This window comes from Streptococcus suis (genome assembly GCF_029616525.1).
Classification (GTDB): domain Bacteria; phylum Bacillota; class Bacilli; order Lactobacillales; family Streptococcaceae; genus Streptococcus; species Streptococcus suis_AF.
The window spans coordinates 145,579-161,358 of record NZ_JANFME010000001.1 but is presented as its reverse complement, the minus strand read 5'-3'; the positions used below and the strand labels follow the sequence as shown (position 1 = coordinate 161,358).

The 15,780-nt window shown below is 40.1% G+C and carries 12 protein-coding genes; 1 reads left to right on the top strand and 11 read right to left on the bottom strand.

Features of this window, described 5'->3' with window-relative positions; all coding sequences use genetic code 11:
• Positions 1-5: 5 nt before the first annotated feature.
• The 10 genes from NOL38_RS00770 to NOL38_RS00725 all read right to left on the bottom strand — a co-directional run bounded on the left by NOL38_RS00770 (position 6) and on the right by NOL38_RS00725 (position 10,520).
• A complete protein-coding gene (locus NOL38_RS00770; protein ID WP_002940642.1) occupies positions 6-899 on the bottom strand; it encodes an ABC transporter permease in 894 nt (297 codons plus the stop codon).
• Between the two features lie 54 nt (positions 900-953).
• Positions 954-1,928 (bottom strand): ABC transporter substrate-binding protein, encoded by a 975-nt coding sequence (locus NOL38_RS00765; RefSeq protein WP_012028291.1) that lies wholly within the window; start codon positions 1,926-1,928, stop codon positions 954-956.
• A 23-nt stretch (positions 1,929-1,951) separates the two neighbouring features.
• Entirely contained in the window at positions 1,952-2,911 is a 960-nt protein-coding gene (locus NOL38_RS00760) for an ABC transporter substrate-binding protein (RefSeq protein ID WP_105119945.1), read from the bottom strand.
• 714 nt (positions 2,912-3,625) lie between these two features.
• Positions 3,626-4,627, bottom strand: a complete 1,002-nt coding sequence (lacD, locus tag NOL38_RS00755; RefSeq protein ID WP_002940627.1) for a tagatose-bisphosphate aldolase — start codon at positions 4,625-4,627, stop codon at positions 3,626-3,628.
• Between the two features lie 23 nt (positions 4,628-4,650).
• Positions 4,651-5,796, bottom strand: coding sequence for an N-acetylglucosamine-6-phosphate deacetylase (nagA, locus tag NOL38_RS00750; protein ID WP_044692960.1), 1,146 nt, complete (start codon positions 5,794-5,796; stop codon positions 4,651-4,653).
• 261 nt (positions 5,797-6,057) lie between these two features.
• On the bottom strand, positions 6,058-6,396 hold the full coding sequence (locus tag NOL38_RS00745; RefSeq protein WP_002938966.1) for a YlbF/YmcA family competence regulator: 339 nt from the start codon (positions 6,394-6,396) through the stop codon (positions 6,058-6,060).
• Positions 6,397-6,405: 9 nt separating this feature from the next.
• A complete protein-coding gene (locus NOL38_RS00740) occupies positions 6,406-7,509 on the bottom strand; it encodes a prephenate dehydrogenase (RefSeq protein WP_044670864.1) in 1,104 nt (367 codons plus the stop codon).
• A 7-nt stretch (positions 7,510-7,516) separates the two neighbouring features.
• Complete coding sequence (gene aroC, locus NOL38_RS00735; protein ID WP_044670862.1) at positions 7,517-8,683, bottom strand: chorismate synthase; 1,167 nt, start codon at positions 8,681-8,683, stop codon at positions 7,517-7,519.
• A 2-nt stretch (positions 8,684-8,685) separates the two neighbouring features.
• Positions 8,686-9,360, bottom strand: a complete 675-nt coding sequence (gene aroD / locus NOL38_RS00730) for a type I 3-dehydroquinate dehydratase (RefSeq protein ID WP_024378346.1) — start codon at positions 9,358-9,360, stop codon at positions 8,686-8,688.
• Positions 9,357-10,520 (bottom strand): class I SAM-dependent rRNA methyltransferase, encoded by a 1,164-nt coding sequence (locus NOL38_RS00725; protein WP_105256019.1) that lies wholly within the window; start codon positions 10,518-10,520, stop codon positions 9,357-9,359. The genes aroD and NOL38_RS00725 overlap by 4 nt, the downstream gene beginning before the upstream one ends.
• 115 nt (positions 10,521-10,635) lie before the next feature.
• Between NOL38_RS00725 and NOL38_RS00720 the strand changes: the two genes are divergently transcribed.
• Positions 10,636-12,789, top strand: a complete 2,154-nt coding sequence (locus NOL38_RS00720; RefSeq protein ID WP_105256018.1) for an LTA synthase family protein — start codon at positions 10,636-10,638, stop codon at positions 12,787-12,789.
• Positions 12,790-13,085: 296 nt separating this feature from the next.
• Here NOL38_RS00720 and NOL38_RS00715 read toward each other — a convergent pair whose 3' ends face one another.
• Positions 13,086-15,581, bottom strand: a complete 2,496-nt coding sequence (locus NOL38_RS00715; protein ID WP_105256017.1) for a pneumococcal-type histidine triad protein — start codon at positions 15,579-15,581, stop codon at positions 13,086-13,088.
• Positions 15,582-15,780 lie beyond the last annotated feature (199 nt).

The following is a 15,780-nucleotide window of genomic DNA, read 5'->3' as shown; positions in this document are numbered from 1 at the left end:
TCCTCCTAAGCATTTCCATTCAATTTTGGACGACGAATATTCAATTTCTTCTGCAATTCTGGCACATAGAGAACGGTTGCCAGAAGGATAGCTGAGAAGAGTTTAACAAGGTCTGCATCCATACCTGGAATTTCCAAAATCGCTAAGATAATCAAACGGTAAACAACCGCACCGAGAACAACCGATAGGAGTCTCCAACCCAAGCGTAAGTTACGCAAGATAACTTCTGCAATAATGACAGATGCTAGACCGATAACAATGGTACCTGTACCAGAGTTCAAATCCGCATAGCCATTATTCTGAGTAAGAAGAGCACCACAAAGGGCAATTAGACCATTCGACAACATATAACCGTAGATTTTCATATTGTCTACATTGATACCATTGGCCTCACTCATTGGAATATTATCCCCTGTTGAACGAATAGCTAGACCAATTTGTGTATTGAGCAAGAGCGTCAATAATCCTACAACTGCTAGTACAAAGACCAGACCAATCACCAAAACGGCATTTGTTTTGGTTAGACCGAAATCCTGCAATTGGGTCACTAGAGTTTCTTGCTTAAGCAGAGCCACATTGGCTTTGCCTAATATTTTCAAGTTGATAGAGTAGAGACCTGTCAAGGTTACAATACCGGTCAAAAGGGCTGGAATTTTTAGTTTTGTATGAAGTAAACCAGAAATCAATCCTGCACCCATACCAGCTACCATAGCCATAAAGGTTGCCAGCAAGGGATTCACTCCGTTCACAATCCCTGTCGCACAAACAGCAGCTCCAAGCGGATAAGATCCCTCAGCTGTCATATCAGCAATATCTAAAATACGAAACGTCAAGTAAACACCAATCGCCATAACTGACCAAAGCAAGCCTTGCGAGATACTTGATAAAATAATATCCACGATTTTCTCCTTTTTCTAAATTCGTAGTCAATACTAGGTTCTATCTTACCGATCTTATTCAGATACAGCAAGCTTAGAAGTATCGATACCTAATTTCTGAGCCATTTCTTCATTAACGTGAAGACTGACGGTCTCTGGGTATTCTACTGCTGTTTCTGACACATTGGCTCCTTCGATAATCTTAATAGCCATTTTTGCAGTTTGACGACCTAAAGCTTCATAGTTGGTACCGTAAGTCAAAAGCCCTCCTTCATCCACCATATCCGTTGAACCACCGATTACTGGAACCTTATGCTCCACAGATAATTCACCGATCATGGTCATGGTTGAAGCGACAGTATTGTCTGTTGGAATAAAGAGAGCATCTACATCCTTCATCAAGCTAGTTGTCGCATCTTGGACTTCATTTGAAGATGTGATTCCTTTTACTACTACCTTATAACCTGCTTTTTCTAGCAATTCCTTAGCTTGCTCTACCTGGACTTCTGAATTACGTTCGCTAGTAGTGTACAAAATACCAACTGTCTTAGCATCTGGAACAGCTTGACCTAGCAATTCAACTTGTTTATCAATTGGAGCTTGATCAGAAGTACCTGTCAAAAGTCCACCTGGTTTTTCAATGGATTCTACCAAGTCAGCTGACAAGGGATCTGTAACCGCAGTAAATACAATCGGCGTTTCAGTAGACACAGTCGCTAAACTCTGGGCTGACGGCGTAGCGATTGCCAAGACAATATCATTTCCATCGATTAATTGTTCTGAAATGGTTTGAAGGTTAGCTTGATCGCCTTGGGCATTTTGATAATCCAAAACCAATTTTTCACCCTCTTTATAACCATTTGCTTCTAATTCCGCCACAAAACCCTCACGGGCAGCTGTCAATGATTCATGCTCCATATATTGGAGAACTCCAACTTTGACCACATCTGAGGAAGCTTGTTCTGATGATGAGGAACAAGCTGCAAGTGTTAGCAAACCCATACTTGCTACTGAAATAGTTGCCAATTTTTTTACTAGCTTATAATACATAAACGTTTCTTCTCCTAAATATATTACTCTTCTAATGCTTTTATAGTCGCTGCATCAATACCAACAGCTTTAGCCATTTCTTCATTGACGGTAATAGCCGCTGTATTTGGTTTTTCAACTGCTAAGTCAGCTGGATTTTCACCCTTCAAAATCTTCACAGCCAATTCACCAGCTTGAACACCGATAGCATGGTAGTCGACACCGTAGGTAAATAGAGCTGCGTCAATAACTGCCGCGTCACTTCCCATAGCTGGAACTTTTGCTTCTTTTAAAATATCACCGATTGTTGAAGCTGTAGAGGCAACTGTATTATCAGTTGGAAGATAGATAGCATCGACTTTTCCTGCAAGTGAAGTAATAGCTTGCTGAACATCGTTTGTCGTCGTAACTGTTGTCACTTCTACTTTTACACCTTTTGCTTCGAGTGCTTTTTTAGCCTGCTCAGCTTGAACTTCTGAGTTTACCTCGCTAGAATTGTAGAAAATACCGACAGTCTTCGCAGTTGGTACAACTTTGAGCAACATCTCGATTTGACCTTCCACATCAGTTGCATCAATCGATCCCGTCATGGTCCCACCTGGTTTTTCCAATGATTCAACCAAACCTGCTTCAACTGGATCTGTGACAGCTGTGAATACACTTGATGTTCCACTATCTGCATTAAGCATGGCTTGGGCTGCCGGTGTTGCGATGGCAAAGTTAAGATCATTTTTTCCTGCCAATTTCTCAACCATTGTCTGTAAGTTTGCTTGATCACCTTGGGCATTTTGCAAATCAATCGTCAGATTTTCACCTTCCTTGTAGCCTGCTTCTTCGAGCGCTTCTACAAAGCCTTCACGAGCTGAGCTCAACGCTTCATGTTCAGCATATTGAATAATACCAACATTGACTGAACTTGAATCTGACGAATTGGAGCTGCATGCAGCAAGCGTTACTGCTGACAAAAGTGCTACTGAACTAAGTATAATTTTTTTAAATCCCATGATTATTCTCCTTTTATAAATATAATAGCAAACAAGAAAGGACCGCTTAGACTACACTCTAAACGGTCCTTATATTTCATCTGTATAGGAAAACAGAATGAATTATCCGTGCCATTTAGATGTATCATCTATGGGCACATGTCAAAATAGCTACAGCCACATAGATACAAACTTTACGTTCCCGTGTTTGCATCCATGTTTACCATGTCTACAAACACTATCTAAAATAGCCGTAGAAATAAGTATGATTAGCTGAATGATTTTGACACATTTGTAACATCTCTGTTTCCCTTTCTCATTTATTTGTAACTATCATAACTGTTTTCAAATTATTTGTCAATAGGAAATTGCGTAAATTTTCAGATTTTTCAAGTTTTTTCGAATTTTTCTAAAAATAGCCCCTATATTATTAGCTATAAAACGACCTGTCATCATGTTTATATAGCCTTTTAGTACTTGCTCCAACTATTTCACAAATAGTCAAAGGTTGGAAATAAGGGGAACAAGGTTTGCGTCAACAGTCGCAGCTATAACTCAAGGCTTTCTTGTTTCTGGGATTGCTTGCACAGTAAATGGACTGTTCAAGGTGGGAGATATAAGAGCGGATTGCAAAATCAGGTCAACAACGACTGATTTTGATTTTCGAAGAGTATAAATGACTATATTTGATGTAACAAAAAAGTCTGGACCTAAGCCCAGACCCTACTAAAACAATTATTTTACTTCAACTTTTTCAGTCCAAGGACGCGCTGTAGTTGCTAGAACCTCGTTTAGTTCTTCTACGTTGCGGCGGCCTTGATCTGCCAACCAAGCTTTAGCTGCTTCTTCACCCTCGCTTGCAAAGATGGCTACTGCATCCTTCCAAGTCGCCCGACCACAAAGAACACCATTAAAGCTTGAACCAGCTTCTTTAGCAAAGACAAGGGTTTCTTGGAAGAGTTTGGCAGATACACCCGCACTCAAATAGATGAATGGCAAGTGGGTGCTGTCTGTTTGTTCCTTGAAGAAGGCCTTAGCTTCCTCAACTGTATAGACTGGCTCTTCATCTGTGTAGCCTTCTACAAAGTTCATATTGACAGGTACTTCAACCTTGAGCACGTCGGCATTATAACGTGACTTACTAAATTCACGCATGGCACCATTGACCTTGTGTGGTTTGAGGGCTGCGTATTCACGAGAAGTCACATCCATATCGCTGGCATCGTAAGTCAAGATTTCAACGAAGTAAGGAATATCTTCTGCGATACACTCACTACCAATGCGTTCTACCCAAGCATGCTTAATGTCGTTGATTTCTGGCTTGTCATCTACATCATAGTAAAGCAAGATTTTTACGGCATCTGCCCCCAATTCTTTGATACGTTTGGCTGACCAATTTGGCAAAAGGTCTGGCAAACGACCTGGTGTAGACGCATCGTAACCTGTTTTTTCATAAGCTGCAATGAAACCGCAATCTGCATGGCGCAATTCTGAAGCTGGAACACCATATTCCGCATCCAAGAGAATGGAGCTTGCATAAGGAGTCAAATCGCTTGAGATGACTTTCTTGAAGTCAATCAAAATGTCATCTCCAAATTCGCCACCACCTGCTGCAGCCGCAAGCAGGCGTTTCAATGCACCACGTTGGTCAATCGCCAAGGCCGCAATCACCTGATCGCTGTTTGACAAGCGGGTCATGTGATTGAATTTAGCCTGAGAAAGTTGTAATTTTGTCATTAGTTTCCTCCTAAGGAATTTTATTAACCAAATCGTTTCACGCCATCTAGATAGGTCGCTTGTAAGCGTCCTGCATCATCTACGACGATAAAGTCTGCAGCTCGGCCTTCTGCAATCCGACCACAAATATGGTCAATATTGACAGAGCGAGCTGGTGCCAGAGAAGCCATACGAAGGGCATCAGGTAGGGACACCAAGCCCCATTTCACAACATTCTGCACTGCTTCGATCAATTCTAAGATAGAACCTGCCAAACTACCACTTTCTTTTAAACGAGCAGTTCCATCTTTTACAACAACTTCAAATTCACCGAGGCGGGACTCCCCTTCACCCATACCGCCAGCTCGCATACAGTCCGTAATCAAAACAGTTTCCTCTGCTCCACGTGCTTTGACCACGATTTCTGCCGCAGCTGGATGAACATGGTGCCCATCACAAATCATTTCCGCATAGACATTTTTTAAATTCAAAGCAGCTCCGACCATGCCTGGTTCACGGTGATGAAGCCCACTCATCCCATTGTAAACATGGACGAAGATATTGGCACCAGCTTCTACTGCCGCTTCCGCTTGCGCATAGGTCGCATCGCTGTGAGCCAAGGCAGTATGAATTGCCTTGCTGTTAGCAAACTCGATGAATTCTTTGACACCTTCACGTTCTGGAGCAATAGCAATTTTATTGACTAAACCTTTAGATAAGCTGTGCCAGTTGTCCAACTTTTCAATGGACGGATCGCTCATGTACTTAGGATTTTGTGCTCCCTTGTATTTTTCTGTAAAGAAGGGACCTTCTAAGAAAATACCTTGAATCTTGGCGCCTGTTTCCTGCCCTGCATAAGTCCCAATCGTTTCACAAACTGCATCTAAATTTTCAGTCGTATCTGTTAAGGTCGTTGGAAGCCAAGAGGTCACCCCGCAAGACAAGAGACCTTCTGAAATTACCTTAATCCCTTCAAAATCATTGTCCATAACATCGTGAGAAGCGTAGCCGTGGATATGTGTATCAACTAGCCCTGGTGCTAAATGAAAGTCAGAATAATCAACAATCTCCCCTTCAGGCTTTTCAGTCACAATCCGTCCAAACTGACCCTTGTCAGTAATTTCCAAATAGGCTGTTTCGACCTCACTCTCTGGTAAAATAATAGATTTTGCTTTTATAAATACTGTCATATTATCTCCTTTGTTGATATATATACTCATCAAACTGGTTATAACCATATACTAAATATATTGTAGAACTTCTATTAGAAAATGTCAAGTAATTACCATAACTTTATAAGAAATGGATGCTGTGAGAAGGTAGAAAAAAGAGTTCTTACTCCCCAAAGTACCGTTTCTGAAACTGTACTTGGAGATAAGAACTCACGTAAGCAGCGTATACTAGGCGTCAATTCATGACCTAATACCCTGCTCCTATCAAATATAAATATATTACAACAATTCGTTGAGAGGCTTGAAGATGATACGTTCCAAATCAGCTACATAAGTTCCCAACTGTTGTTGCTTGCTGAAATATTCCGTCAAAAGTGGATTTCCCTGAACTTTCTTGTTGAAATCCAACATTTTCTTTTGGTCAGCTTCAGTAGGAATTTCACCAGCCTGCAATTTAGATTGGATTTCTTTTTGGAAAGAAATATAACTTTCCAATATTTCTTTGGCTTCTGAATTTCCCTCAACTGAGACCTTAACGGCTTCCACCGCCTTATATTCAGGCAGGTTACGGATTGCACGTTCCAATTCATTTGCGATATCATAGATATTTGTTGACATAATTTTCTCCTAATCTAAATGGATTTTGTAAGTCGTCTGCTCTCTTAAACGTTTCGCTGCGTCTTCCAAATTTCCCTTGTTTTTAAACGTGATTTGTAAAATACCGTGTATATCTTCACGGTTCTCTTCATTGATACGAATATTGACAATGGAAATACCCCGTAAGACTTCCAAAACCTTCAAAATCGTATCTTCCTCATCAGGAACACTAAGGAATAAATCGTAGAAAGAATCAACACCTGCACGCTTGTGAATTTCCATGGCTTTACGAGTTTGACGTCCCTTATCAAAAAAGTTCCAAATTGCTTTTTGATCGCCAGATCTGAGAACATCTGAAATTTCTGAAAGACGTTCTTGAAATTCCTCGATTCGATTTAGAATAGAATCTGCATTGGTTAGCAAAATACTAGTCCACATGCTCGGCTCACTTTCCGCAATCCGTGTCATATCTCTAAATCCTCCAGCTGCAAAATTATTCGTAAAGGGATGATCTTGGGCATACTCACCAGCTTGATGCATCAAACTAGAAGCCAATACGTGTGGAAAATGTGAAATTTGACTGGTCACACGGTCATGTTCTGCTGCATCAATCTGAACAAAACGTGCCCCCGTTCCAGATAACAAGTCTGTCAATCGGGGAACCGCATCCTGCTTGGTAGCCTGACATGGTGTCATAATGTAGTAAGCATTCTCAAATAGATGGAGATCTGCTGCACTGGCACCAGATTTATGACTACCTGCCATAGGGTGTCCACCGATAAAATTAATTTTTCTTGGCGCCAAATGTTCCTCAGCAACAGCCACAATTGCAGACTTCGTTGAACCTGCATCTGTAATCAAGACCGTATCCTTCAATTCAAGGGCACTAAATTCTTCAATCAAACGCAAAGAAACTTGAATTGGAACACAAAGAAGAATCACATCAGCCTGCTTTACTACACCCTCCAATTCCGTTGATACCTCATCAACCATCCCCTTGCCCAAGGCAATTTGGCATGATTGTTCGTTAGGATCAAAGCCAATGAGGTAATAGTCAGGATGGTCTTTGCGAATACAGAGCGCAAGTGAACTTCCAATCAACCCTAGACCTACAATTAAAATCGTTTTTTTCATTAATTACCTAGAAATTTTTGACATAGTCGCGATGACTGGCTACTGCAACTTTCAATTCCTCCATATTATCGGAAGAGAACTTCTCTAGGATTTCTGTCGCTAGAGTTGTAGCTACGACTGATTCCATGACTACACCAGCTGCTGGGAGAGCCGTTGGATCTGAACGCTCCACAGTAGCTTTATAAGGCTCATGAGTATCAATGTCAACCGACATCAATGGCTTATAGAGGGTCGGAATTGGTTTCATAACACCACGAATGATTAGGGCCTCGCCATTGGTCATACCACCTTCGAAACCACCTAGATTATTGGTTCGGCGCGTATATCCTTTTTCTTGGGACCAGAGAATTTCGTCCATGACTTGGCTCCCTTTGAGATAACCAGCTTGGAAGCCTACTCCAAATTCTACTCCCTTAAAAGCATTGATTGAAACAACAGCCTGCGCTAATTTTGCATCTAACTTTTTATCCCATTGCACATATGACCCCAAGCCAGCTGGAACTCCTCCAACAACAGTCTCAATCACTCCGCCAATAGTATCTCCATCTCGCTTGATTTGATCAATATAGGCTTTGATTTCTTCTTCACGCTCTTGGTTGACAATGGATACTTCTGACTGGGCTGCACGCTCTTTGATTTCTGCTACGCTTAAACCATCTGGGACATCAATTTCCTTCCCTCCGAAAACGACTACATGGTTAGCAATTTCAATATCCAACTCAGCCAAAATCCGTTTGGCAACCGCACCAACAGCCACACGCATAGTTGTCTCACGCGCACTAGAACGCTCCAAGGAATTACGCAAATCATCAAAGCGATATTTCATACCACCAACTAGGTCAGCATGTCCTGGTCGTGGATGTTTGATACGACGCTTACTTTTGAGCTTCTCTTCGATGTCCTCAACTGCCATAATATCCAACCATTTTTGATGGTCTTTGTTGGTCACATTCAATGTAATCGGGGCACCGGTCGTCTTACCGTGACGAACTCCAGCTGTAATCTCTACGCGATCTGTTTCAATCTGCATCCGACTACCACGACCGTATCCCCCCTGGCGACGTTTTAAATCTTCATTAATATCCTCAGCTGTTAAAGGAAGACCAGCTGGAACTCCCTCAATAATGGCTGTTAGACGTGGTCCATGAGACTCACCAGCTGTTAAATAACGCATACTTAATTCTCCAAAATTTCCAAAAACTTACGAGTATTGCCTAAAGACATCTGTCCAGGTGCAGATGTTTCATCTAAGCTGGCAAAAGTCCAGCAGGATCCTGTAATCACACCTGCAATACGCGTTAACTTCCCTAGTTCACCCATAGCGATTGTCGCAAATGTCTGCTCGGTGTTCAGCGATTTAAAACCACGAGTATAATTCATAACATCTAGGACATCCTGCTCTGTCTTAGCCATTACAGCCATTTTAACAACAGCTGGTGACAGGCTAGTTAGTTCAGACATGATTTCCATATAATTAGACGGTGTTTCCTCAAAATTATGATAACTCAACACAAGATTAGGAAACTCCAACATCTGCTCAAAAACCGACTTATAAGAATAATATTCAAAATCAATATAATCTGGCTGATAAAGCGCTGCAACTTCTTTGATTAAATTGACATATTCTTGATCGTCCAAATCCAAGTGGCCACCTTCACGTGTTGTCCGAATGGTGAAAACCACTTCCTTACCATTACATTTTTCAAATATAGCAGGTGCTACTCTTAAAATATCATCTTTCGGAAGGTAGTCTGCTCGCCATTCAACAATATCTGCCTCTGCTAGACGTTCTACATCAATGGCCTCTACATCTTCCAGATTTCTAGGCATAATAGGAACTACTATTTTCATTTATCTACCTGTATCGTAAAGACCTTTAGGTAATTACTACTTTCATCATTTTTATTGATTACAAAATCGGCTGGCAAGCGGTAACTTGCCTCATAACGGTGTTTTCTAACACCAAAACCTTTTTCAATCTGCCTCTTAAATTTTTCAACAGAAACATTTGCGGCGTTGGTCGAAGCGATAATAGTTCCACCTGTATTTAGTATTTCCAAAGATTGAGAAATCAACTTGTGATAATCTTTGGCTACTGAAAAGGTTTGTTTCTTATTTCGTGCAAAGCTTGGCGGATCCAAGACAATCACATCATAAGTCAAGCCTTTACGTTTGGCATATTTGAAATATTCAAATACATCCATTACCACAAAGTGATGATTATCTAAGTCTAAACTATTAACCTTAAAGTGAGCTTTAGAAAGTTCTCGCGAGCGTTTGGCTAAGTCAACAGAAGTCGTTTCCCCTGCTCCGCCCATGGCTGCAGCAATAGAAAATGCTGCCGTATACGAAAACATATTCAAAAGTGACTTGCCTGCCGCCAGGCCATCCACCAAGGAACCACGTACCTCATGCTGATCCAAAAAGATTCCCGTCATCAGACCATCATTCATAAAGACCTGATAGTGGACTCCATTTTCCAACACAGTGAAATACTCAGGTGCTTCTTCTCCATAAAGATGAGCAGACTCAAAGGCCAAACCTTTAAAACGAATCTTCTCATAAGCTCCTCTTACTTCTGGAAATACCTGTTGAAAGGCAGCAACAATCATCTCTTTGACAGAATAAATAAAGGTATTATACCATGAAAAAACTGCGTATTCATCATATAAGTCAACCGTCATTCCACCAAAATTATCTCCATCTTGATTAAATAAACGAAAAGCGTTCGTCATCTCAGATTGATAAAAATGTTGACGCTTCTGTTTAGCCTCCACGAATAATTTAACAAAAAAATCCATGGTCAAGTCTTGATTGCTTCTACTAAACAGCCAGCCTATTCCCTTATTCTGTTTGGACAAATAAGCCTGACCCAAATAGCTTCCAGACTCTGAATACAAAACAGCCAGCCTGTCCTCATCAAACGAAAAACCTGAAAAATCAGCGCTATCCAAGAGTTGAATCCCTCTGTTTATTTTCTGTTCTGCAATACGGTTTACCTTTATTTTCATAGAATTATTATAACATGTTTCTTCATATATGCCAAAAAAACTCTAAACTTTGAGGCTTATTTTAAAATTATGGTATAATGAACTAAGCTTTTAGAAAGGACCATGAGGTTTTATTGTGAAAAAACTAATTGACTACGTCAAGAAGAGCGGACAAACTCGACTTGGCTTCGTCTTGATTTTGCTAATCATTTACTGGCTCAAAACACTCTGGGCCTACTATGTTGATTTTAATTTAGATACCCAAGGATTTTTCCAAAATTTTATCGCTATTATAAATCCTCTACCAGTAGGAATTTTATTGCTTGGTCTCTCGCTTTATATAAAGAATACGAAGGCATTCTATAGTGTAGCGATGACCATTTATATCGTTCTTTTCGCCTGGCTCTTTTCAAATGCAGTCTATTATAGAGAATTTTCCGATTATATCTCTATTTCTACCATGATGGCTACCTCTAGCGTATCTGCTGGATTAGGAGAAGCAGCTCTTAAGTTATTTAGGCTATGGGATATTGTCTATTTTCTTGATTTTATAGCTTTTGGTTTCTTAGTCTACCGTAAGGCATTTCACTGGGACAAAACTCCATTTCATAAAAAATCTAGCTTTGCCATCACAGCCTTTTCAGTATTATTATTCTCTATCAATCTCTTTTTAGCAGAAATTGATAGACCTGAGCTACTTACGAGAGGATTTTCTAATACTTATATCGTCAGAGCCCTTGGGTTACCAGCTTTCCTTGGCTACAATGCTAATCAAACCTACAATGCCCATAAGGATCGCTCTGGGGCCACCGCCTCAGACCTGGAGCCTGTAAAACAATATATTACAGAACATTATGCTCAGCCGAATGACAACTACTTCGGTATTGCCAAAGGGCGAAATGTTATCTATCTCCACCTAGAAAGCTTACAACAATTTGTTATTGACTATAAGTTGAATGTCAACGGTGTCGAATACGAAGTCACACCTTTCCTCAATTCTCTGTATCATTCTAGCTCTACTCTCGCCTTTTCCAATTTCTTTAACCAAGTTAAGGCAGGTAAGACCTCTGATGCCGAAACCATGATTGAAACCTCACTTTTTGGACTCAATCAAGGCTCTTTCATGGTCCAATATGGCGGAAGCAATACCCAGCAAGCTGCACCATATATTCTCTCTCAAAATGGTGGCTATACATCTGCTGTATTCCACGGAAATGCAGCCAGTTTCTGGAATAGGAACAACACCTATAAACAATGGGGTTACAATTACTTCTTTGATCAATCCTATTTCTCTAAAGCCACTGCTGAAAATTCATTCCAATACGGTCTGAATGATAAAATCATGTTCGCCGACTCTATCCAATATCTGGAACATTTACAGCAACCCTTCTATACCAAATTTATCACAGTTTCCAACCACTACCCCTATACAACCAGCTTGATTGGGGATGAGATTGGCTTTCCATTAGCCAATACAGATGATGAAACCATTAATGGCTATTTTGCTACTGCCAACTATCTCGATGCGTCCATAAAGGCATTTTTCGATTACTTAAAAGCGACTGGCTTGTACGAAAACTCCGTCATCGTCCTCTATGGTGATCACTATGGAATTTCTAATTCACGCAATCCTGACTTGGCACCGTTGATTGGAAAAGATTCTCAGACTTGGTCAGATTTTGACAATGCCATGATGCAACGTGTTCCATATATGATTGTCGTACCTGGAATGACCAACGGTGGGATTTTTGATACCTACGGTGGTGAGATTGATGCACTTCCTACTCTCGAACATCTTTTAGGAATCAAATCCGATAACTATCTTCAAGTTGGTCAAGACCTACTTTCCAGCCAACACAGCCAAATTGTGGCTCTTCGAACCGCTGGCAGTTTCATCACACCAAAATACACTAGCTACGAAGGTAAAATCTACTATACAGAAACTGGTCTTGAAATTACAAATCCAGATGAGACAACTCAGAAAGAAATTGATGCAATTAAAGAAGCTACCGCAGCACAACTGGCGACTAGCGATGCCATTCAAACTGGTGATCTTATCCGGTTCTTCGACAATGGATTGCCAGCCTTGGATCCAAGCCAATATAACTACATTGACTCATTGGCTGCCGAGATTGCACTAGAGAATAAACTTGGTACACAATCGACAAGTTTGTATAGTAAAAACGGCAATAAGTCAACAATTGAACTATTTAAAGCACCAAGCTACCTAGAACTTCACGGTAGTACAACTGGTACTAGCTCAACAAGTACCAGTTCAAACTCGCAGTAATACACTAAAAGGCTTAGAATCATGTCAGTTACTACATTGATTCTAAGCCTTTTTATACTCAATGAAAATCAAAAACAGACTAGCTCCAAAGGTTTGGGGAACCTTTGGAGGTTGGAGATAGAGCGAACGTAGTTCGTTTCTACTTAGCAGATAGAACCCTGTTACTATTTTGTTTCAAGGTAACAGGCTGAAAGGCTCCACTGGAGCCTTTCACTCATCAAATCAAGTCAACAACGTCTGATTTTGATTTTCGAAGAGTATTAGACCACTATTTCAAATCACTCATATCTATTGCATCAAGGAAATATAGAATCCTCACTAGACTCTTCCCCTGCTGATGGATTCTTAGGGACATCTATGGGTGCAACAGTACTACTTTCAGTTACTTTTGTATCTTCTGTTGTAGTTTCAGCTTCTGTTACAGTTTCTACTTCTGGGCTAGGTGTCAACAAATCATCTAACCAGCTATCTGCGTTCTCTTCTCCATTAGAGACATCTGGAGTATTCGGCAGTGGATTTCCAGGCAACCAAGTGTTCACGTTCTCAGCTGTTCCGTCTTTGCTATCACTTTCAACTTTATCGAAATGAATATCGTGGACAGTATCTTTCAAAATAGGTATGTCCCATGCTACATTTGGAATAATCGGTTTTGTATAATCTCGTTTATAACCTGTATCACTCTTCAAAGATGGCGGAAAAATTCCAGCTTGGTTCAATGTTAACCCTTTTCTGACAAGGTAAACCACTGTTTTACTAGTTCCCAAATGGGTCTGAAGTTGACCGCCTTCACCTGCTCGAAATGCAAGAGCTACATAATTCTTTGGATCATGCCAATGGTAATTTGGATGTCTACTTGGATCATTGATGTCCGTTGGATTATCCGTATTTTCGGCAATATATGGCCCTATACGAAGAGCCGTTGTCCCAAATGCTGCCAAGCTCGTTGTGGCACTAACATAATCTGTATCTTTTTCTCCACCGGTAATAACTGTCCTAAACTCGATGAATTCATAATCTTTGCTTGGAACCGGTTCTGGTACAACAAGCCCCTGCTCCTTAGCTTGTTTCCAAGTTAAGTCAGATTTCACAAAGTATATGAACCCTGCTCGAATCTCACCATTTAATTTTAAACGACCATTAGCTATCGCACTATATTTAACAGGTACATAGTCTGATAGATCAATATTTGAAACATCATCACTTGGAGTGTAAATATTTTTTGTCGGCTTACGATAAACATTATCAAAATCAGCATAAAAACTCTGATGTTCTCTTGCCATCTTGCCAGACTTTGGCAAAGTAGCATTCCAACCATTAAAGACGCGTCCCTTTTGTTGAAGGGTCTGCGGGTAGGTGATGTTCAAATCTTCCCAGTTTAAATCTTTACGAACCAAATAATAAACTCTCTTCGTTTTTTTACCATTAACGACAAAATTACCAAAATCACTATTTGTACTGAATGTTACTAGAATGAAATTTTTAATATCCTGAAGCCCTTCTGGATGATACTTTTGATGGACACCATTACGTGTTAAATTTTCTGTTGAACCTTCTGTATAAAAAGGCCCATATACCGATTGTTTCTCAATAGCAAGATTTACCGTTTCGGTCTTAACATCACGCTCAGGATCATCTGGCAAACTAGGATCAATTTTATAAACGTGCGCATGGTCCCCATGGCGTACACTCATATAGTTCCCGTCAATTGTAACGTCCTCACGCTTGACTTTAAAACGCTCCATGTACTGCTTAATGAGACGTTCTTTTCTCTGTTCAAGAGTTTCTCCATCCTTTTGCTTAAGAATACGATCCTCTGGACTTTCAAACGGCTTCCTTGTATCAATTTCCTTTAATAAAACAATGTGTGTGTGATCTCCATGCGGATACTCTAATCCAATTTGACCGTCAACGATGACTTTCTTAAGACGTGATGGCTCTAAATTCAGTTCTTTTGCTAAGTAGTCCAACTTGGTTTGATACTCAGTATTTTCTACCTCAGGTTGTGACTTCTTATCCGATTCAACATTTGGTTTATACTGATTCACAAGATAAGACCATTTACTCTTTTTCAATGTTTCAAAATGAATAAGATGCAAATGTTTCCCATGCCTTACTAGAATCCCGGTTTCCGTTACACCGCTGATATTTTGCCCATCAAACAAGAAACCATCACTCGTTTGAAAATCAATCCCCGGAGTCCCTTCCTGTTGGTGAACGACAGGAAGAGTTGACGCTTGACGACTACCGGAGGTCAATTGCCTGTGTGTCATACCACCTAAGCTTGATTTTAAAATATAGTGATAATGATCCCCATGCCGAACAGTATAGCCATTTGCATCCTCTGCGACAATATCTTTAGGATCAAAAACGTATTCATCTTCGGTCTGTTTCGAACCAGATGGTCGCTGATTTCTATTAGGTTGAGAAGAATGTGTTTTTTCTTGATAGTTCTCAGGAATTAAATAGGACCATTTTGTATTCTTTAAATCTGAGTAAAAGAAAAAATGCTTATGATCACCATGATTGACAATAATTCCTAAATCAGTTTTTTCCTCAATTTGTGACTCATCAGTGAGTAAAAAACCATCATCTGTCGCCTTATCAATCCCTGGAACTTCCTTTTTCGGATCTGAAGGAATCTCTTTTGATTGCTTTGATTGCGATGTTTCTATGCTTGTTGTTTTTTGATGGTTCGATTGCTCTCTATAGTTAGACGCTTGATAAGTAACCAATGCTACAGCACAAATAAGCGATACTCCTGCTACATAAAGAAAAGTCTTACCTTGTTTCATATCTATGTTTCTCTCCTTACTTACTATTATATTTATATTATTGACATGATAAATGGATTCTACCATTGTAGAATGCCATCGCCATATCTATTTACTTTATAAAATAAAATTTGTCGCCTTTTTAATTTACCAGTTAAGCATATCATTCATATTGAAATTTAGCAAGCTCTGAGCGAATTAAAACAAAAAAAGAGCTTGG